Origin of the sequence: Marivirga aurantiaca (assembly GCF_016679925.1) — a bacterium.
GTDB classification, from domain to species: domain Bacteria; phylum Bacteroidota; class Bacteroidia; order Cytophagales; family Cyclobacteriaceae; genus Marivirga; species Marivirga aurantiaca.
In genome coordinates, this window is record NZ_JAEQBW010000014.1 from 54,595 (window position 1) to 77,164 (window position 22,570).

At 38.9% G+C, this 22,570-nt stretch carries 8 protein-coding genes; all 8 read right to left on the reverse strand.

Annotated elements, in window-relative coordinates:
* Positions 1-2: 2 nt before the first annotated feature.
* A complete protein-coding gene (locus JKA74_RS18930; protein ID WP_201432816.1) occupies positions 3-10,940 on the reverse strand; it encodes a fibronectin type III domain-containing protein in 10,938 nt (3,645 codons plus the stop codon).
* A 12-nt stretch (positions 10,941-10,952) separates the two neighbouring features.
* Positions 10,953-12,122 (reverse strand): hypothetical protein, encoded by a 1,170-nt coding sequence (locus JKA74_RS18935; protein ID WP_201432817.1) that lies wholly within the window; start codon positions 12,120-12,122, stop codon positions 10,953-10,955.
* The gene (locus JKA74_RS18940; RefSeq protein WP_201432818.1) at positions 12,119-13,063 is read right to left on the reverse strand and encodes an outer membrane beta-barrel protein; all 945 of its coding nucleotides are present in this window, start codon (positions 13,061-13,063) and stop codon (positions 12,119-12,121) included. Before JKA74_RS18940 ends, JKA74_RS18935 begins: the two co-directional genes overlap by 4 nt.
* A gap of 73 nt (positions 13,064-13,136) precedes the next feature.
* A complete protein-coding gene (locus JKA74_RS18945) occupies positions 13,137-16,271 on the reverse strand; it encodes an nSTAND1 domain-containing NTPase (protein ID WP_201432819.1) in 3,135 nt (1,044 codons plus the stop codon).
* A gap of 7 nt (positions 16,272-16,278) precedes the next feature.
* Positions 16,279-17,745 carry a DUF4062 domain-containing protein gene (locus JKA74_RS18950; protein ID WP_201432820.1) on the reverse strand — a complete coding sequence of 489 codons (1,467 nt, stop codon included), beginning with the start codon at positions 17,743-17,745 and terminating at the stop codon, positions 16,279-16,281.
* Positions 17,742-20,885: an MFS transporter gene (locus tag JKA74_RS18955; protein ID WP_201432821.1), complete on the reverse strand. Its 3,144-nt coding sequence runs from the start codon at positions 20,883-20,885 to the stop codon at positions 17,742-17,744. Before JKA74_RS18955 ends, JKA74_RS18950 begins: the two co-directional genes overlap by 4 nt.
* A 212-nt stretch (positions 20,886-21,097) precedes the next feature.
* The gene (locus JKA74_RS18960; protein WP_201432822.1) at positions 21,098-21,289 is read right to left on the reverse strand and encodes a hypothetical protein; all 192 of its coding nucleotides are present in this window, start codon (positions 21,287-21,289) and stop codon (positions 21,098-21,100) included.
* Positions 21,286-22,416 (reverse strand): serine hydrolase domain-containing protein, encoded by a 1,131-nt coding sequence (locus tag JKA74_RS18965; RefSeq protein WP_201432823.1) that lies wholly within the window; start codon positions 22,414-22,416, stop codon positions 21,286-21,288. Before JKA74_RS18965 ends, JKA74_RS18960 begins: the two co-directional genes overlap by 4 nt.
* Positions 22,417-22,570 lie beyond the last annotated feature (154 nt).

A 22,570-nucleotide genomic window follows, 5' to 3' on the forward strand; every position in this document is an offset into this window, starting at 1 on the left:
ACTTAGTGCCGGATTGCCACCTTCATTGCTTTGTTATTTCCTTGTTGATCTGAAATCATAAGGGTGTACATTCCTGCTCTTAGATAACTGGTTTCTATTTCCTTCGAAACTTCAGTAGACTTTAAACTGAATTCTTCTACTAGCTTTCCGGCTATATCGATTAGCCGAATACGTAAATCATTTGTGTGAAAACCCACATTTATGGTTACTTTATCATCCGCAGGATTAGGAAACAATCTTACACGATTTAAAACACTTTCATTAATAGCAGTAATTGAAAAGTTTAAATCCGGAACATCGTTATTGAAAGCAGATTGATAAATCATTTTGTCTCCATCATCGTCAATTTTTTGCAAGAAGGCAACAACCATCAGCTTAGACGCCCCCAACTCTGTAGTAGGATTGTAAGTGAATTCGTAACTGCCTGTATTAATTATTGGAACACCCTGGGCATTAGGTAAAAATGCCTGTAATACATTAAAGTATTTATTATCAACTTCCCTATTAAGTACGGCTACCATGAGTCGCATATTATCTGGTATGGTATTATCATCTATTAAAGAAACATCAGCCGTTATCTTTAAACTTCCATTTTCTTCAGCCACATTAAGCGCCAGCCCGAAGATAGAAGGTATCAATGCCCTCCTGTCAAAATCACTTCTACTATCGGAAAAGCGGGCCTGACTTGAATATACACCATCTAAAGCAAAGTTGTTTTCTGCCTCAAAAGCGCTATAATAAAATGCTCTGGTGGATATAGCTGAAGCCACCTCTCCATAAAGTGGATCTGTCTCATTTACCCTGTAGTTTATCCATGCCATGTTTTGTGATTCTTCAAACTGCTTGTTGAGGCTTTCCATTTCTGCATTGTCAACATCGGGTGTAGCAAAATCTCCAAAATACTCAACCAATAGCGTTCTATTTAAGCTTTCAATGTGGAAGTTATCAAAGGCAACGCCATCTGTAGGACTAGAGTTAATTGACTTGAAGTGAAATCTAAAAATTACTTTATTGCTTTCATTATCTTTTAGAACTGGGTCTAGTATATGCTTGGAATTTAATTTTATACTACTATTGTCGAGGTTAAAAATACCCGACCAGCCTTCAAAAAAGGCAATACTACTTAAATTATTAGTGTTATACCAGTTTAAACCGGAGCCCTCTTTACCTAACTTTGTCCAGGTTTTTTCAGCATCTTCCACTTTAAATTCATCAGTTGAATACTCTATCACCAAACCATCTGAACTAACTGTATTTAGCCATAAGTCAAAACTAACTACGGGCTTATCTACATCAGTCAAATCAATTTCAGGCGAGTAGACATAAGAGTCTTCATTTGGATTATAATTTCCTGTGGCATTGGTAACCCAAAATGCTGATTCATTATCAAAGCCAATCTCAGGCTCAGCCAACTCCCATGAACTATTTTCTCCACTGGTAATCCAATTATTATTAGTTTCATTGAAGTCATAAATATAGGTGGTGGCTTTTGGGGCTTCCAATAAAACAGTAACATCATTGGTTTTAGAAGTTACACAACCAAATTGGCTTTCAATTTCAAAAGTTACTTCATAAACACCTGCGCCATAAATATTAAAATCCTGATTGAAGGTCAAATTAGAAGATTCTATCGTGCTGTCTACTAGTATCGTTGCATTATCTTTTCTCTTTATTGTCCAGTTTACAAAACTTATATCTGCTTGTGTATTAACCCCTGTAAATGTAATTCCCTCTTCATTATTGACAGATTTATCCCAACTAAACGAAGGGTCTGTTTGTCTTCTGAAAGTAATAGTGGTTACTTCGCTAATACAGTTTTCAGCACTTCTTACTACAAAAAGTTCCGTAGTATTATTCTGAACAACTGTTGCTGATGGGATATAGCTATTACCACTTGCCAATGGTTCGCCTACTAAATTTTCATTTGCAAACCATAAAACCTCCCCTGAAGAGGCCGTTGGATTATTTACAACTGCTTCTGCAATTACTCCATTAAGAATACAAAAATTAGTGTTATCAAACGTTGGCTGGGCAGGCTGTCTATTTACTACTGTGGATAAAGTTTGGTAGTTAGTACAGCCATTTAAATCTTTATAGGTATATAAAAGTTCTATCTCTACTGAATTGATATTGTTATCAAACAAACTATCGTAGAGTACCGAAGGGGAAAACACATAATTACCATTGCCAGGGTTTAATTGAAGCAAATTGTGAGGAAGCCCTTCAGTAATAATTGAATAACTAAATTCAGAATTAGGATTGGAAATCCCCTTGGATAATTGAGCATCGCCATCGGTAGCACAATAGGATGATGACAGACCCGTTGGACTGGTTTCCGGTAATGCATAAACGGTTACACCTTGAAGACCTGCTTCTTCATTTGTTATATCGTTAATTGTATCCCGCGTTGCGTAGCCTATAGAAACATTTGTTAAAGTAAGATTTTCTCCTAGATCCAATGCTGCTTTAGGGTTAAATAATGCTTTATAGATATTATAGGAAGTATCTGTTCTTATTTCTTCTACTTCAAAATTTGTAATGCCCGGGCCGAATATATCTGTAACTATAAAGTCATCAGGAAGTATGATGTTGTTTACAGTTATCTCTATCAATGTGTCTAATTCACAATATTGGGCAAGTAGTTCAGGAAAAATATTGTCGGCATTAAAAACATCATATTCTATACTTGTAGAAGCTGAACAACCCAATTCTGTAGTATAAGTATAAGTTAAAGTATAGTTGTCTTCAGGGTTGGTAATGTCAGTAGGCAATAATTCCGTTGTATTAAGGAAGAAATCTCCATTACTTCCCTGAAAAACTCCTTTCCCTTCAAAAACACCTCCTACTTCCAAAGAGGATACGAAACCGCCTTGTCCGGTAAGCAGCAATTTTGTAGTTGTGTTGTTGATGCTTGCAGAAGGGCCTGTTAAAATCTCGGCTTGTGGTGTTGGTGAAATGGAGATAAAGAAAGTGTCCGGTTCGCTAATACAACCATTCCTGATTTCCCTTACTACCAATGTATCACTTGTAAATTCACTTACTTCCCTAAAATCAATTTCAATAGTAGAGAGGTAAATACCATCCTCTACAGTTGGGGAGCTAATACTACTTATATCACTTTCAGTAACTGACCCAACTCCTGAATTTGAAAGTTCCCAAATGAATTTAGCATTACTTGAAGAGGAGTTCATTTTGAAAATGATATTTTCAGCACCTGAACATACATCTTGTGGATTAACATTTGCCAAGGTTGATTTAACTGGTGCAGGCACATCGTTTATAGTAATTTCCATATTAACCGGATCACCCGCCACTCCACAAAATCCATCTGTAGCCAATAACTGAAGCCTTGCAAAATTATTAGCGAGCTCCATTGGGCTGGCTTTATAAAAAGCCTCCGGGTTAGTAGTGGTTAAAGTAAAAGTGCCTGCATCCTCTGTATCAGCAAAACCCCATGTATTGTCATAGCTTCCATCTTCTTCACTATACAAATCATCTCTACTCCATTCAATGTCCGTTGTTCCATCTGCTAAAACCGCATCCAATTGTGTAATTGCCAATTCTTCAGTGTTTTCAAATGTTTTACATATTGAAACACTTGATTCTGCAGGATTGGCCTGTAAAGAATTAACAAATCTAATCACTACCCTGTCTGATGCCGCAGTACAGGGGTTGTTTCCTCCGGGATCATCAGATGTTAGTTGAAGAATAACATATCCTCTAATGGCATCATCCAAACTAATATAATAAGTAGGTTGAATATTGGTGGTAGTTTTAAGCGTTTTGCTGGCATTAAAACCCCCGGAACTTGCATTTCCTCCGACAATAGTCCATGTACCGGATGTTTCACTACCCGTAATACTGGCAACTGTTCCCACAATTGTAGGATTAGAAAAATCTACAATCTCTGTATCAGCCGCACAAATCTGGATCAGGCCTATATTCAATTCAGGATCAGTACTTCCTCCTCCTGCTTCTACAACTGCTCTCTCAAACTCCTCTACATTCACTGATGTGCCCAGATTAGGAGCTGAGCAGGTTAATAAATTCGGGTCGGTATCAGTTACGGAAACCAGTGTATATTCGTTGATCCCTACTTGAGGAGGATTTACCAAAAAATCACTGCCATTTGTATATTCAGCAATTTCAACATCTTCCACTCCATTGTTATAGACTATTTTGAATACTCCGGAACCTCCCACTACATTGATTCTCAATTCCGCTTTATCTTGTGATCCACCTGTGCTTACATCGCAAACAAACTCATTATTAACAATTTCAAATTGGGCAGAACTTGGCCCGACTATTATATCATCGGATGAAATACTGATAAACTCTCTTGTGTTTCCACTTTGGCCAACATTTTTCTTAAGTACAATTTTACCGGAATAGGTTTCAATTTTAACGTTAAAACTGATATTCTCATCATCAAGTATGTCAAAATCACTGCCTGCAATATTGTAATAGGTTGAATCACCATTATTGCCTGTCACAATTTGGGTAACCCCGGTAAAATATTTCCCTCCAATGGTAAATTCTTCCCCTACACATGCCCCTGTAGAAAAAGTGGATATTCTTGCCGGCCCTGCACTTGTAAAGTTCCAATCAGAACTTCCGGAAAATCCAGCATATGGGTTTCCTGCCCTGTCTACTATAGCGCCCGCATCAAATTCGAAAAAATAAGCTGTTGAATCCTCAATATGACCATCCAGGTTAATAAAGTTAAGCGTTGAGTTAGTATTATTAAGAAAAGCAGAAGAGCCATCCAGAGTCGTAACCAAGTCTCCTGTTTCCAACTCTTTAATCCTAATATTATTTGTTCCCGCCCCAGACACCGCTTCATTTAAGCTGATCGTAAAAGCGAAAGTCTGAGAAACATTTAAGCTTTCGGTTTCAGGACTAAAAGGCGCCCCTGAAAGGATGGGATCAACCGTATCAATTGTAATGTTCTTATTGCCCCCCAGAGAATTGGCCGCTCCTGTTGCAGGCAAGGTTAGTGTTGCGTTAATCTCTGCATTGTCTTTTATACTTGCCCCTGAAATGGTCAGGCTGGTGGTAGCAGTATAATTTAAATCTGCTGCATTATGTCCCGCCTGTACCGTATACTCAAAAGTGAGTGTAGAAGTGGTTGAACCACTCAGATAGGTAGCCGACCCTCCTGAGTTTAGTGCCAACACAGGAATACCTGTTACAGTTACGGGCTCATCAAATGTTACCGTAATATTGATTGTTTCACTGGCATTGTAGAATCCATTGGCAGTAGTGGCTGTTACATTGGTAATGGTTGCCGGATCGGTATCTATCACAATTGCCGCATTATCCTGTAAACGATCAGGGGAGAGGGGTAATGTTAGTTCTGCATCGTTTTCATTTAAATCCTTAATAGTGCCCCCATCTAATGATATGCCTGCAACATCCAAATCCAAAGTGTTTTGTCCTGACCCAACTGACCCGACAGCGTAGGAAAATATTGCAATATTACCTGCTACGCTTTGAAAAGTAGCGGTTCCACTACCCCCGGTATTTAAAGAAAGGAAAGGTGTTCCAGTAACTGCAATGTCTTCATCAAATGCAACCGAAATATTAATGACATCTCCCGGCTTATAAAGCCCATTAGAACTGGAAGAGGTAATTTCAGTAATTCGAGGCTTTTGAGTATCCACTGCAAAATTGGCTGAATTTTCCGAAACCGAGATGTTGCCATTGACATCCTGTGCCGCAGATACGGTGATATTTACGTTTGTTAATTCTTCTTCACTGAGATCATGAATAAAGCTTTGGGTATACACGGTATTGCCTGCAGACCAAACCCCAGCTCCGTTAGTATTGATATTGGATGAACCGTTTACTGTAAAAGATGGCGTAACACCTGTGGACATGGCTTCGCTAAAAGTAGCGGTTAAAGTCAAAGTTTCATCCGCTATGGTAAGCAAGGAGGAATTTAATACTATACCCACTGTAGGGTTTTCCGTATCAATGCTAAACACATCACTTTCATCATATATATTCTGTACATTGCCGGATTTATCAACAGCTCCACTTACCCTCACATCAATATCTTCCATATCAATTCCATTATCAACAAGCGAATAAACGGCTGTAAAAACAGTGTTACCACTTGACCATCCACTATTGCCCGCATCATAAACCAAAGAGCTTCCCGGAACTTCCCCTATGGTTGGAAAAGTAATGGCCGGGTTTGTTGCAGGATCCATTTCTTCATTAAAATTAAGTGTGAAGGCAATAGCCATGCTTCCAACTTCACTATCAGAAATTATATCCGGAGTTGCTGAAATAGTTGTAATACTCGGTTTAATAATATCCTCAAAGTCATATGTTTTTGAGGCATTTAATGTGCCTTTATTTACTGTAGAAGTAAATGAAATTCCAGTCTGCCCAAGGCTGAAAGTCAATGGGTTTGTTGTAAACTCATTCACGGCATTATCCACATCTGCTATTAAAAAATAATTTTTTGTTTCTGAGCTGAAAGCTTCCGAAATATCGCTAATAGTGATAGTTCCACCACCGTTATCAACTGTTATTGTACTTGTTATTAAGGTTTCTGAAGCAATACCGTCATATTGGTTGTTGACCGATCTAACTAGACGTACATTACTTATTTTGCTAGTAAGTGGTTCATCAATACCTACAACAAGCTGATCAACCGAACTACTTCCAAGCACAGCAATGCTAAAACCAAGAACCGCCTGATTAGTCGTTCCACTTTGTAATGTGCCGGCATTTAAACCAGTGGTTAATTCTGCAAAAGTAGCCGTAGGTACCACTGTTACTGTATTTGAAGATCCGCTTATGGCTCCTGAAGTAATAGTAATCGTTCCGTTACCACTTCCCTGATAGTTAAAATTTACAGGAAAAGTATGGACACCATTTGTGAATCCGGTAGTAGGAGCATTGCTCATGGAAATACCGCCTGCATTACTCACCACAAAAGCTGATGAAAAATCCAAATCTATATTGTCATTGGCATCCCTTGCCTCAAAAACAGGCACAGGTATCATATCTGTTCCTGCATTAATGCTGGCTGGCGGTTGGGTAGTGAAAGTAAACTTAGAGGCTTCAACCACTACTTCATTATTAGCGGGATCCGAAGTGATTATGGAGCCAGGGGCTACACTAAAGGTACTTGAGTTACTAGCATAGGTTATATCTGACGGATCAAGCTCAAAGGAAAAATTCTTGTTATCCACCGAAATTCCTGAAATATCATCCCTGAGCTTTATTTGAAGTTCCATATTGATGGTTTCCCCATCACCAATAAAACCGAAGTGAGTGGAATTATTGTTTTCACTTGGCCCTATACTTACAGAAATAGTATTACCTGTGCCGGATATACTCCCCGCTATTGTTTTATTTGATGTAGTATTAACAAATTGTGCTGAAGCAATGACATCTGACCAATGAATAGTGTTACCGGCAAAATAATCCCCGGTTCCGGCATTAATTGTAAAGCCAGTCATTTTAGTATTGGCATTATCCACCCCTCCATCTGTCATATCAAAACTCAAAGCTGTTACAAAGCTGTTGGATACGTCATTGCTAACAGAGTTAATAGTAGCTGCCTCACTAACAATACTCAAGGTATTATTGGCTGAAGGAGTATTCGTGGTAAGAACCAAACTGCCGGGAGTATCAAAACTATAGCAGTCGTTCAAGCTATTATAAGCATAAATAACAAAGTTATATTCAGTAGAAGGCAATAAATTTGTAATTGTTACAGCAGAAGCAGGATGAGACCCTGCATAAATTACTTTATCACCACCTCCTTTATCTGTTGCTAATAAGAAATCCAGATCGTCCTCAGCCTCATAATTACTACCATTGGACGGAGTAAAAGCAACTGTCCCAGCTTCTTTGGCCAATATTAAATATCTATCGGCACTAGCTACAGTCGGCCAGCTAATCGTGGCTGTTGTAGCTGTTTGGTCAGTACCGGGTGTAAAGGTGTCAAAATCAGCCTGAGTACTCGGGGAAACACATATTGTAGTGGCTTCAACCGTAACCGGAGCTGTATTATAACAGAAACCATCAGGATTGTATTCGTATATGTCAAAAGAATAATCCGTTAAGGCATCAAGGTTTGTTACATTGACGGAGGTACCCGAACCATCATAAACTGTGAAATTCCCTGTTCCCGTTGTTTCACCATCACCATATACAGCATCTTCTATATAATCTGTTCCTGTTGCTGGAGCAACGGCTGATGTTGTTTCTGTTAATCGAGCAACCACCAAAACATTATTGCCCGCTCCTGTTATTGACCACGAGAGAGAAACATCATTTGTGTTAACATTCGTTACAGATGCGGCCGTTACTATATCTGTTGCTGGCTCACAGTTGGTAGTAACTACAATCGTTTCTACAAAACTATAACAATGTCCGTTGGGATTATAAACATAATAATCAAAAGCATATTCGGTAAATGGAGATAAACTAGTGGTGGTTACAGAAGTGCCCGTACCTGCTAACACCACGTCATTTCCAGTTCCTGTTTGTGTACCTGAGCCAAAAACAGCATTTGCAGTATAAGTATCACCATCATTAGGGGCTACAAGAGCATCAGCAGCAAGCCTCGCAACTATCAGGTTTTCTGCATCAACAGGAACATTGGAAAGATCTGTTTTAATAGAGGTTGAAGTAAGAGAACCTGCATCATTACCTATAGAAGCAGAGCCTACTGATGGACCGGTACTACAAAGAGTAGTTCCACTTTTTAGTACCGGGCTTGCAGTATTGTAGTTATATGTTTCAGAAACAGGGCCACCATCATCTGTATAAGTATAAGGGATTACATAAAATGCATATTCTGTATCGCCATCTAAGCCTCCTATTGTTTCAGTTAAGGCCGCTCCATTATCCACCAAGTCGACTCCACCTGGTAATGCGGACTCAATTTGAGCCGGTGACTGGCCATCTATCACATCTGAAATATCGAAAGTTGAATTTCCGGCACTATAAAGAATCAAATATCCATCTGCATTAGTGACTGCTGTGTAAGTTACATCCAGTGAATTTGAAGTGGCGTTATCAACTGTATATCCTGCATTGGCCACCGCGCCTCCACTAGCCGCTACTGATAATGACCATACACTTGAAAGGCTGACAGCATCCGATTTTCTATAGTTAAATGTTTCTACATTAGAACCATCATAATTATAAGGCACTATTATCACACTATATTCAGAACCTGGGTTTATATTTCCATCTGTACTAATTGTGGTAGCATCATCCGTAACTTGAAGACCATAGTCAAGCGTTAACCCTGCCTGGTTTGGTGGTTCAAACCCATCTTCAAGTGCATTGAGATCCGGAACAGTACTTCCTGACTGGTAATATAAAACAAAGCCTCCATTATCGGCAAACGTATAACCATCAAATGAAAAATTAATAGCCGTTTCAGTGGCAGAGGTCTTGGCAAAATTGGAAACTGCAGAAGCCGGTTCTGTTGCCAATGTGAAATTATTGTTGTTTTGAAAAGTGATCCCATTAGTTTTGAAATTAAAAGAAGAGGGATTGTTGGTGGCATCACTGCTAAAAGCAATTATTCGAAAACTGTATTCCGTTTTTGGTGTAAGACCCGTGATAGTGGCCGAAATGGTAGCAAATGTGCTAAATAGCGTGAAAGTTCCATCAACATCTGCTTCTGCCAATTCTGAAGAGCCATCGGTACCATCTATAGCACCCGGATTGCCAGGTGCACTGGTACCTGAACGATAGGTAATGAAATAACCATCCGCTTTTATGGCTCCGTCAGATTTTGCAAACTCTATAGTAATGCTTGTAGAGGTACTACTGATAAAAACCGGAGAGCTTGCATTATCACTTGGCACTTCTGCCAAAGTAAAAGTTGATACTTCACTATTAGCCGTTACATTATAATTAGTGGTAGACGGATCTGCTCCTTCATTATAAGGAATAATGACAAAAGAATATTCTGTTCCCGCCACCAGGCCGGTGGTAATATCCTGACTGGTACTTGAGGAGCCTGTTTTTACTATTTTATTACTAAATGCCTGTGAAGCCGGGGGAATTCCCAACTCGACTTCCGTTGCAGGATCCGGAGCCGTTGATCCCGTTGCCCACAATATTAAATAACCATCGTTATCGGTGGTTTCGGCAGTCCATTCCAGTTCAATATTGGTAGTTCCCTTAGTTGCCACATCAAAATTGGCAATGGCATCTGAAGTAACCACTGCTAAAGTATAGGCACTTAAAGTACTATTGCCTGTTAATTTATAGTTGGTGGTGGCCGGATCCGAGCCAACATTATAGGGTATAATCCTGAAAGAATATTGTGAATTAGCAGATAAGCCCGTGATAGTAGTTGATGTAGCAGAAGCATCCGCTATTATTACCTTATTAGTATATGAAAGAGCAGACGGAGCAATTCCTTGCTCCAAATCCGTTTCATCGGGGGCTGTACCTCCCGTAGTATATACTATTAAGTACCCAGCTATATCAGTGGCTTGAGCTGTCCATTCCAAAGTGATACTGGTAGTAGTAGCAGCCTGCCTTTGAAAGCTAGCCACTGCTGTTGAGGTAACATTGGAATAGGTCCAAAAATCAACGATATCACCATCAGCTATACCATCTTCAGGAAACTCTTCCTCTGCCCTAAGACGAAAGAAATAATTAGTTGCCGGACTTAATGATGAAACAGGGCTTGAAGCTGTTGTGTTGGAAAGGGTGTTGACTGGAGTAGTTGTGCTTGGCAATGGCACAGTGAGTGTCGGACTAGTTCCATACTCAAAGTAATAATTGGTGGAATTCGTGCCATCCACAGTAACATCCCCATTCAGGGTGGCCGTTGATGTGGAAATATCTGTGGCACTCCCTGTGGTAACAGCCAATTGTGCCAACACTTTTTCATTGGCCAAAAGGCCTACTGCAAAAAGAATAATATATTTTAAATAGAACCTCATTTTGTTTATTCTCTAATTTATTAACAGCCCTTTGTTATTTAATTTTACAAACACCATAGTAAGCGATCCGGCAAAATTAGTAGTACCTACTGCGTAAATTCCATTGTTTAATTCTACAGCATCAAATAAGGTGTCATCATTTCCTTCGCTTCCGAATGTACTGGTAAACAGAAGATTACCATTTATGTCTGTTTTGAGCAATAAAAAATCGGCTTGCTTTGAGGCAGTATTATTCACTCCTCTTTCTGTAGATCCAGACAATAACACTCCTTCTGAAGTTGCTTTCACTCCCTTCAGAAAATCTGAATCGGAGCCCCTATTAAACACAAGCGGTTGGGCATTTGTACTAGCCTGACCCGGGCTTGTCCAGTAGGAAAACAGGTGTGTTTGATTGTTCTGCTGCACCTCTCCAAAAGCAATTGTTTTAGATGTTTCCTGATAATTGGTTAAATGCTTAATCGTAAAATTCTGGGAGGGAACTGAAGTAAGGGCGGCATCATTATCATCATTTATATAAAAAATAACAGGTCCTAACCCCAAAGCAAAAGTATTATTTCCTGTTTGAACAGCATTGGAAGAGGGCACACTATTTAGTAACTCACTTCGCTCTTCTGTGGAGGACATGCTTATGGTATTCAATTTATTTACTCTCACATCATAAGCCGGATTTCCGGATAGTGAGGACAATAAAAGCAAATCTTCTTCAGATTCTTTTTCGGCACCAATCAAATTGAGGTTCTCACCTTCGTAGGTAATTTGGCTCGAAGTTACTGAGTCCCCACTTGCATTGGTTTGAAAAAGGACTAACCCATTTCCTTCATCAATATTTGCACCAATGATTATTTTATCATCTGTGTAAAATACGGTTTGTTTTGCTTCCCAGCTTTCACTTAAACTTTCAGGATAGTATTTATCAAAAACCTTGTTTCCTGATTGCGTCAATCGAACCACTCTTATTTTTGTAGTGGTACCTGTTTCCCCCTGATTAAAGGAAGTGTTGTTACTCACAATTAGTAAATCCCCATTGGAGAGCACATCAATTGAAACCGGCTCGTCAAAGCCTGCCCCCGGAATTATTTTTAAGAAGGCTTCGGTGCTTGACGGGGTAACGCCCTCTTCAGTATTGCAGGCACTCATGTTTAGCAAAAGCAAAAATGCGATATATTTGAAATGCTTTATCATTTTAGCTTAGGATTAAAGTAAGGAAATCGAAAACCTACTTTCAGCCATAGGGCATGTCCTTTATAGTTTCCGTCTTTATACCCACTTAGAAGTAAGGTGTTCTGTTCATCATTAGTGAAGGCCGGACCTGTTGATTGACTGACTTCATCAAACAACCTATATTGAAAAAGCAAGGCCACAGTAAAATAATTAGGCCCGAAAACCTTAAAGTTTGCCCTCGCTCCTGCAAGTGCACTCATATTAAACACATTCCTGTTATCCAAAATGTCTTTATTGTTGATATTCTCACCTCTTCCTTCAAGGGAAAATGTAGCATCCTGTAGGTAATGAAAGGAGGGGCCTGCAGTAGCTTCCAGCAAGAAGTTGTTAACAGGTAATTTATAATTAATTAGTAAGGGAAATTCTACCCACGTATGTCTCTCTGTAACAGATTGCTGCTCAGACTGGGCTGCGCCTTCAGTACCTTCCCTATCTAATATCGTTTGTCTAAAAACGTAGTGAGCCTCTATATTGGCTGAAAATTTATCGTTGATAGGATATTGAAAGAAAAGCCCTCCACCTAATGAAGTGGTAAACTCATAAGTTCCAGGTTTCAGATCAATGTTTATTGTTTGATAATCCATTACCTGCACAAGGTTGTAAGCGGCTCCCCCATTTATCCCCCAAAAGAACTTAGGTGCAGTATCAAATCTCTCCGAAAGCAGGATTAACTCTGTCGGGTCTGCCTCTTTATTGACTTTGTATTCAGGGTCTAACCTAAGTAATTTTAGGAATGATTTTTCAGCCCTGCTTTCTTCTTCACTAAAAAGATGAGAAAGAGTCACTAATCTCAATGCTTCAATTTTTTCCTCTTTGCTAAAGCCATTATCAATACATTCATTTAGCAATTGGGGCAAAAGTTGTAACCTGCCTTCTTCATAGTAGTTTCTTGCATTACGCAATTTTTGGGTGCAGCTTTCCTGAGCGCTGAGGAGTGCCGGAAATAACCCCAGGATTAATAATATGATTAGCCTCTTATTTATCATCTGTTCTTTGTGATATGTGTGAATCGCTACAGGTTTTTTCATACACTAAATCGGAGGCCACAAAAGTCGCCCATTCTATGTTAGTCATATTTCTCTCTAACTCATTACAAAGTTGAGCGCCCATTTGATCTATGGAAAAAGGCCAGATATGGATTTCCCCATCTTCTGATGCAGAGAAGATATATTCCATGTTTTTGCTAAAGTCTGTGGACCATACCCAATCCTTGTGGTCAGCTAAAACAATCGGCTGTCTGGTAATTTCCGATAAATTCCAGACCCTTGTGGTTTTATCCTTTCCTGAGGAAAGCATAAAAGCAGCATCCTCGCTGATTTTAATTTTATCAATACCTCCCTCATGCCCGGTCAATTCATTATAATCTCTAAATTCATTATCCGAAAACAGTTTTAAAGAACCACGGATATCACCAACACCAATAAAACTATATTTCAATTCAACAGCACTTATGGCTACTGGATTTTTAAAGAATACAGAGTCTGTTCCATTTACTAAATTAACCTGTACCAGTTGGCCGGTTTCTGTGCCCATCCAAATGACATTTTTAGATGCATCATAATCAAAGTCATTTATTTTGATTGGGGACTTATAAATTTCCTGAGGCTGGTTTTTTGTGATTTTCTTGATCGAAAGACCTGCTTCATCCAAGACCAGCAAACTATTGTTTCCCATTCTCATTTTGACAAAAGAGCCACTTACCCCGGCAATTTCTTCCGGTTTCGGATTTTTATTATTTAAATTGTATTTTTCAATTATTGATGTCCCGTTTTCTTTAACAAATTGGCCAGCCGCATACAGAATATTGTTTTGTTCATCATAAATAAGTGATTTCACTACCCTGCGAGTTCTTTTTCCGGCAATGGTATCTGCAACCCAAACCTCTGCTTGTTTACTCCATTTCAATATACTGCCCTTAGATCCCGCAGAGAAAAATGCTTCATCGGTAGGTCCTGCTATCACTACTTTAGCTGATTTTTCATGCCCTTGAAGCTTTGCGGTTAAAGGATGCTCAAAGCTTTTTAAAGCATAGTACAATCCATCATAAATCTCTGCATCAAACCTGTAATTGTTGTATCTCTTATCAAAAATATACGCTTGCTGAGCCAAAAGCCCTTTTAATTCCTTATCATTTAGTTGCACTGACTTTACAGCAATGGCGTTTGCTATGGCCAAATACCTTAGCTGATCGGCCCTCGCTTTTTCGTCTTCAGCATATTTTTGCTGAAGCTTAGCTTTTTCTTCCGCTTTACGGGCATCTATTGCAGACTGACTGGCCTTTCCTTCTTGCTCTTCGGCAAAAATCCTTCGTTCTTCGGCAAGTAATGCTGCTTTTTCTGCATTGTCCCTTTCCCTTTGTGCTTCCATATAGGCCTTTTCCGCTTCCTCTTTGCGTTCATCTGCCAGGCTTCTTTGTACATTGGCCCTTTCCTTTTCCTTCTCAGCCAACTCAGCATTTTCAATAGCTATTTGTTCTTGCTGTCGGGCTAAAAGTTCCGCCCTTTTGGCTTCCGTTTGCTGATAAAAGGCATAAATCAAAAACAAAAAGCAAATTACAGTAGCCGCTCCCATAATAAGTGCCGTAACCCTGGCTGTTCTTAGCCTTCGCTTTTGTTGTAGTTCTTTGGCACGTTGTTCAATAGCAAACTCTTCTTCGGAATGTTCCAAAAAAGACACTGTTCTTTCATAAGCAGGATGATACCGCTGTCCCCAAATGAGAGTCGGATTATGCTTTTCCCTCCAGTTTACAGCTAATTGTAGATCTGGCGGTCTCCATAAGCTGGTTTTACCTTGTTGATACATTTCCGCGGCATCGGCCAAACGCTTATACATGTTAACGGCATCCGCTTCATCATTCACCCAGTTTTTCAATCGGCTCCAGATCCGCATAATACTTTCATGCGAAATATCTATAATTGAATCGCTGGAGAGCGGCACCCCAAATTGGGGCGTTAATAAGGATCTGCTCGGGTCTCTGAATTTCTCAATTACCTCTATAATGTTTTCTTCCGAAGCATCGGCTATGGCCGCAATTTCCGATAGTTGGGTAGGCCTTCTAATACCATAGCTACCCCCACGTTTTTCCGTAATGGCTTTAAATAAATATTCGCAAATACGTTGCTGTTCATCATTTAATTCATCAAAAGCCTCATTGGCATGCATGGAAAGTGCTTCCGACATGGTACCAATGGCCTCATAATGCTTGATGTCCAGTGGCTCTTCCTTGTAATCTTTAAAGTGTCCCCAATAATCCCAGGTCCTCATCAAAGCATGTTGCAAAATCGGCAACTGATCGGGGTTGTCACCCAAATCATTTAATAATTGCTGCACCAAACGAGGAGCTATTTCCGCATTTCCTACCGCTACCGGACCTGTAATTGCCCTGCGTTTCTGCTCGCGCGTCATCTGGGGAATAAGATATTGGCTATCATTGATCTGACGTGTAAGTTCAGGGAATTGTGAACACTCACCTATAAAATCAGAACGCATGGTAATGGCTACATAAATTGGGGCATCGGCATAATTGATGGCCTCCATAAGCAAATTGATAAATGCCAGCGTTTCATTTATGGATTGTAAATTGGAGGGGTCTTTGAACCTGAAAAGTTCTTCAAACTGGTCCACTAATATCAAATAATTGATATCTGAACTTCTCTTCATTTGCATGATGGTTTCCACCAAGCCTAAAGAAGAGCTGCGCAACATGGAAGACACAATAGTTTTTTTAATCTTTTTATCCTCCTCTGTAACTTCCTGAGCCGAATGCTGCGTGTTAATAAGTGCCTGGGCAAGGTTATCAATAGGAGCCGCACCTGGTCTGGTCACCACCACTTCCCAATCGGTACTTTTGCCGGTAAGAAACCCACCATACAAAATGGGTAAAACTCCGCAATAAATAAAAGAAGATTTACCACTCCCTGAGGGCCCAATTACTCCTACAAACCGATGTTTGGAAAGCTTTAATAAAACTTCATCGCTTTGACCCTCCCTGCCAAAAAATAAATGGCTTTCTTCTATTTTAAAGGGGCGAAGGCCTGGAAATGGATTAAGTTGCTTTCCCGGTTTTGCAAGTGAAACTTCTGTGGCAGTATGTTTTGTTTGATCCTTCATTCGATCATCATTGCTTTATTGATTCATAATTCTTTTGAAAGTTGCTTTCAATCAGCTTTATAAAATTATCCAATTTCTTATAGTCTGCTGAATTATCCACTTTTACTTCATACCTGCTAGCATACTCCTTCTCAATATCTTTGGATTTATTGGTGAGAAATAATTTGTCGATAATCGGCTTTGACCTTCCAAAGCCTGGTGCTTTTAGCAGGTCCAATAACTTCATATGTACCCACTGATCGTTTACTGCATTTTGAAAAACAATAGCAGCATCCATTTGCTTTAGGGCATCAATATGTTGGTTTCTTAACTCCATTAGTTCCCCTTTTCTAGGTGGGGTAATGACTTTGATAGTGCTTTTTTCTAATTTTTTTATAACTGGCTTTAATTTCTCTTCATCTACTGGATCATAAAGCAGGTACAAAACCGGCTGCTTTTCTTCCAGATCTGATACAGTTAACCGGAGTTTCTTATTGAGTCCTCCATCAATTAATTCCTCCCAAAGGGTGTTTTTAAAATCTTCCAAAGATGTTTGTAAAACTTCTGCTCCTATGGAAGCATGGGAGTCTCTTTTCAGGTTATGTATAAAAGCCTTTTGCTTTTCGCTTGCATATTTTAGTGAAGGGGAAATCCAAATCAACCTACTAAGTTTAGCGGGGAAATTTCTTGACCTTTCTGCTGCCATTTCATTTTGCAAATCCATAACAGACATTTCTGATCCGTTGGGAATAGGGCCATATGAACCTCCAATCAAGTGAAGGGAATATTGACACTTAGTAAGGTCTTGTCCAATCGATTCTTTTAAAGCCGTAATTTTATGAGGAAGATTAGCCTTGGGATATACTTCATAGCCATGACGTAGCAACTCCCTTTTAATGATGTTCCTGGCGCCTGATAAATCTTGTCCTGTATCTGATAAATAAACCGCTTTCCTCTTATAGGAGCTTTTCTTCTTCGGCATTTCCTCTGAGGTAATTTGAATCATTGCCTCATAAATATCAAAACTTAAATCTACCATTTTCATCCAGTAGTTTTTCTCTGCCTCTTCACTAAAAAACTCTGAAAACTCTCTTTTATCATCATCTTCATTAAGAAAGAGGTTATAGGTAGTATAAGGCTTCAACCTTGGAGGAATATCCACATAATCCAGAGGGGCTTTAAAAACTGTAAAAATTCTACTATCCAATACGTCTTCTTTTAAAGTTGAATTGTCGAGGAAATATTGTTCCAGCCTGTCCAAACAAATTCCTGACAACACAAAGTCAGGTGATAATAGCGGAATGAGAATATCAGGGGCCACTGAGCTGGCTTCCTCCTGATCAGAAATCAAATGGATTTGGAATGGCTGATCTGTGGTTTGCCTAAGCATCATGTACAAAAACTTCTCGAAAAAACTGACCCAGCCACGATTTTTCAAAATAGGTTGATTGTCCAACTCTGCAAACAAAATATGTATGGATAATTTTTTGCTCATATTTCTACTGTTTGTGTTTCGGTAATAGCTGTAAATATTTGTTTGGTAAATTCACCACTTTGGGCCATCAATGTATAAAAGTTGTTGATGTTTAATTGGAAAAGAACGGCCTGTTCAATTGTCAATAACTCTTCTGCTGCCAATTTTTTTTCCGGTACAAACAACTCTCCAAATACACTTCCTTTTTCCAGGATATAGTCTTCATCTTCTGCACTTTTAATCAATACTTTTCCTTTTGCTACTACATAAATGGCATTGTTTTCAGGAAGTGTCAAATTAATGGTTTCTCCTTCGGCAAGCATAACTAACTTGGTGTTGTCAGCTAAATCACAAAGTTCAGAACCGTTGATTTGGCTAAAGACATTCAGTTGTTTAAGGAACATCACTATTTCCACTAATAGGAAATGGCCATCACTAAGGCCATCATCCAATTTATTTCTGGAGATGTTTTCTACTAATTCTTCTCTTTCCGCTTCAGGTAACCGCTTAAATATTTGGGCAAATTGTTCCGGGTTTCTGTGATAAACAAGCCATGCCGCTACTTCCTGCAATAATTTATCTTTATTAAAAAGGTGGCCTATTACAGCAAATTGGGTTTGATAATCTTCCTGAGAGGCCAGGTTATAAAGAGCACATGCTTTCACCCAGCGTGATAACTGGTTATAGTCCCTGTTGAGGATGTTGTTTAATAATTCAAGGGGTTCAAACCGTTCCCTTGGATAGTAGTTTTCCAGTAAATTCAATTTTTCAGTAATACTGATATCATCGGCCAATGGAAATAGCTTAGGCTTCAAATCCGGACTTACGAACATATCCAACAACTCCAAACCATAAGCAATACCGTCTGATGTTTCAGAAAGTATGTTTTCTTTTACAAGGCTTACCGACTGAGTATCATAGACTAATGAAAGCAACATAAAAATCTGCTCATAGTTTTTATTGATCTCTTCCTTAAAAGCCTGTTTCAATAAAGCATATTTTTCCTCTTTGGGAAGTTCTATGCGCGCTGCTAAATTCCAGGCCGCCTTACCAATCTCTTCATCTATTAATTGCAAAATGATTTGAGCCTGGTTGCCCTCCGCATTAAAATCCGTATAGCCAAATCCGGTCAACATTTGGTGTACAATTCTTTTATCCGGATAATCTATCTTTTTCAAAAGCAATGTTTTCGCCTCTTCTCCACCAATTTTGGACATTATTCTTATTACAGCAATCATTATTTTGTCTGACTGTCCTGATTTGTGAAAAGCAGACTCCAAACTTTGTAAAACCGGCTCTCCTGCGGCTATTAGTGCTGCCGATGCAGCATGCCCAAACTTTACCGAGTCAAGCATGTCAATTAAAACATTCCATGTTTCTCGCCTTTTTAGTAAACGAGCCGTATGAATGGCTTCCATTCTCACTGATAAATTGGCATCCTTTAACAAATCAATTAAGAGGAAAATATTTTTTGCATCCGCATATTGGTTAAAAAGCTTTGCCGCATATTGCCTCTTTTGAGGCTCCAAAGCCCTGCAAAGAAGGCTTAATTCATCAAAAGAAAGTGGGGCTACATCTTTTGACCTGCTTTCATTCATTGCTTTGTCTGCTAATTTTTTAAGGATATGGTTTGATAGCTCAGGATTTCCTGATTTGTCATTTCCCAGATAATCTGCCATAGCAAGGCTTGCTTTTCCTTTGAAGTTTTTCTTATAGGCTTCAAAATGTTGTGGCTCTAATTTTTCCATCAGCTTTAAGCTATAGAGCTTCTTGGTTTCATCCTCACTTTCCAACTGTTTTAAAAGCAGGCGGCTGACAGAATATTCATTGGAGGCTTTACTTATGGACTTTTCTTTATTTTTAGCCAATGTGTTTTTCAGTGTGGATTTATATCCTGAATGCATTTGCCGGGTCACGTAATACCAAATCAAAAGCAATGGAATTACAGCAACAGAGATAGTCAGTAAATTAAATATTTCAATATTGTTCAAGAGCAAAATGACAGCACCGGCAATTAACCCTGCAAAAGCTGTTATTACTCCCTGAATTTTTGTTTGTATATCAAACCTACTCTCTTCCTCCAATGGCAAAAAGTATAATTTGAAAGCTGGTTCATCAAGGGCGTCTTTCAAAGAAGTAACGAAAAGCTTGCTTACTGCAATAATTACAAAGAAAAATATAAAAGTTGGATTTGCTGGTGTATAGCCGAAGCCTGCTCCTATAAAGCATGCTGCTGCTGTTATTAGTAGAATAAGAATGGGATTAATGAGCAGGGATACCCTTAAACCATAAAGCGCTATAATTTTATCTGTAGCAAAGGTTTGAAAAAGGAAACTAAAAATAATAACCGTTCCATTGAAATAGGTAAGGAACAGGGCAAGGTTAGACTCAGTAAATTGAGCACTGGTTACACTTAGGAAAGAGTAATCTATAAAATTTACAGCTATCATAGAAATCACTACAAATGAAATCATTAAGCGCATATATTTATCCGAAAACACTTTTTTATAGGGCACAAAACTATTTCCTGTGGCTCTTCTCAGATGCTGCCTGCAACTGTTCATTAACCAGGTAAAAGCCAAAAACATACCTCCAATACTTACCATGCTAAGCGTTATCAAATCCTTTTCAGTAAAGCCTGCAGAATTGAGCATAAAAGGGATTACCAATAACAAGGCTATGATGGAAGCGGAAAGTTGTCCCGTATCTATCCCTCCAATAATTCTTTTTGATTGCCTTAAATCGAATAAACGACTAAAGGCTCCCCAAAAAATAAGAAGGATTAGGTAAGTGAAGGGTAATACAATAGTAAAAGTTAAGAAGTAAAGAGGTTTTACATCCGGTAAGTAAATGTAGGCCACTTCTACACTGGCAAGTATGCCGAATATTATTAAAAAAGTTCCGGTTGCCAACCTTTGGAAAGAAACTTTAGACTGGAAATAATTAAATATAGCTGTGGCAATCACCCCAAATAAACCGGCTATTAATATCGCCAGGGGCAAGTCGGACTCCTCTCGGAAGTTGTTAAGAAACAGGGATTCTGCACCTACTGAAAGTCCGGAAATAAAAAACCCCATGAAGAATCCCATGAGTAGAAGTAGAAACACTCTTTTCGACTCAACTGCCTCAGCATTTAAAATATTGAGCACCAGCTTTTTCAAAAACAAAAAACTTTATAAAATTAGGCGGTAATTTATGAAAAATAATTGAATAGTAATATTTTCTTGTGTAATAACATGGGTTTTTTCGATGATTCGCCAATAATAAACGATAGATTTTTTGAACGCTAAAGTAAATAGAATGTGTCCTCTTTATTGTTGGTCCTGCTATAAGAGAACTGTAAATAGCCACCACCATTCCCCACCAAGTTGAGTTACTCTTTTTTTTCTTCCTCAATTTTCTTAATGTATTTGTTCAGCCCAAACGTTAAAGCCCAAAAAAAGAGGGCCGCCAAAGTATATTCCATGGCTTGCTCTCCTGCATAACGTAAACTATAGTAAAATACCAGTACAACTATTGTCCATAGTACCCAATAAACTATTCGTAAAATTTTAGTATTTCTCATTTCAATAAGGCATAAGCGGCTTCCACATAATTCAGAACGTCCTGAGGATGTTGTCCCTGGTAAATTTTATCGCGTTGCTTGCCCAATCTTACAACCACAGCATTTTTATCACGAAGGACAAAAATATATTGCCCCAAAATTCCTCTTGCATACGGAATTTGCTTTCCATTCCAATCCAAAATCCACCATTGATAGCCATAGTGGTCTACTTTCTTATCAGAGCCAATAAAGGTGGCCGGACTTGTAGCTACTTCAATATAATCAGCCGGCACCACATGTTTGCCGTTCCATTGTCCTTTGTTCAAAACCAATTGTCCAATCCGTGCAAAATCCCGGGCTGTGGCATTAAAGCAACAGAACGCTTTTTCCATTCCGCCACTTTTGTCAAGACTCCACAATGCATCTGTTTCTGCACCGATTTTCCTCCATAACCTATTGGTGGCATAATCACTCACCGACTGGCCAGTAGCTATTTCCAATACTTCTGCCAGCACTTGCGTGTTAATGCTTTGGTAAGAAAATTCCTCTGCCGGTTTTCCATCCATTCTCAAATTTTCGACCATGGATTTTAGATCAGAACCATAGTAGGCCTCAGTGGTAACAGAAAATGGGTTCATGTAGGCTTCTTTCCATTCTAAGCCGGAACTCATAGTAAGCAAATCACGAATGACTATTTTTTCTTTTCCCTCTTTTTCAAAGGAAGGTAAAAAATCAGCTACCGGCTGAAATACACTTTCAATTTTTCCTTCCTGTATGGCAACACCTACCAATAAGCCAATGATACTTTTGGCAGCAGAAAAGGAATTGGAAATGTCTTCCTCAGAATAGCCCAAATAATACTTTTCAAATAAAATGGCCGTGTCCTTTATAATCAAAAACGCGGTGGTTTCATACCTATCAAGCGTTTCCTGATAAATATCTCCCAACTCATATTTATTATATTCCCTGGCTTTTTTCCAAGGTTCCGGATTGCTTGCGGCTACGGTTCTGTTTTCAAAAATTTCGTAATCATCAATATTAGCGGTTAAATAAAGAAATGCTCTTTGGGCATGCTTGGGCAATAAAATGTAAATGATTCCTAAGAAAATAATCAGGAACAGGCATATTCGAAGTGTCTTTTTGATCATGTGAGCCAATTTTTAACTCCAAAGTTAGAAAATCGGCAGAAATATTGATCAAATGATTAAGTTAGTTCCGCTTTTGAAACATCTTTTTTGTTCTTATGAGGATATCTCCTAATAATGAGGTGGTTTTTGTACCCTCTATATTTATAGTTAGGAT

Bases quoted from the DNA above. Each gene is read 5' to 3' on its own strand.
- JKA74_RS18930 (WP_201432816.1), bottom strand. From the start codon at position 10,940: ATGAGGTTCTATTTAAAATATATTATTCTTTTTGCAGTAGGCCTTTTG.
- JKA74_RS18935 (WP_201432817.1), bottom strand. From the start codon at position 12,122: ATGATAAAGCATTTCAAATATATCGCATTTTTGCTTTTGCTAAACATG.
- JKA74_RS18945 (WP_201432819.1), bottom strand. From the start codon at position 16,271: ATGAAGGATCAAACAAAACATACTGCCACAGAAGTTTCACTTGCAAAA.
- JKA74_RS18950 (WP_201432820.1), bottom strand. From the start codon at position 17,745: ATGAGCAAAAAATTATCCATACATATTTTGTTTGCAGAGTTGGACAAT.
- JKA74_RS18960 (WP_201432822.1), bottom strand. From the start codon at position 21,289: ATGAGAAATACTAAAATTTTACGAATAGTTTATTGGGTACTATGGACA.
- JKA74_RS18965 (WP_201432823.1), bottom strand. From the start codon at position 22,416: ATGATCAAAAAGACACTTCGAATATGCCTGTTCCTGATTATTTTCTTA.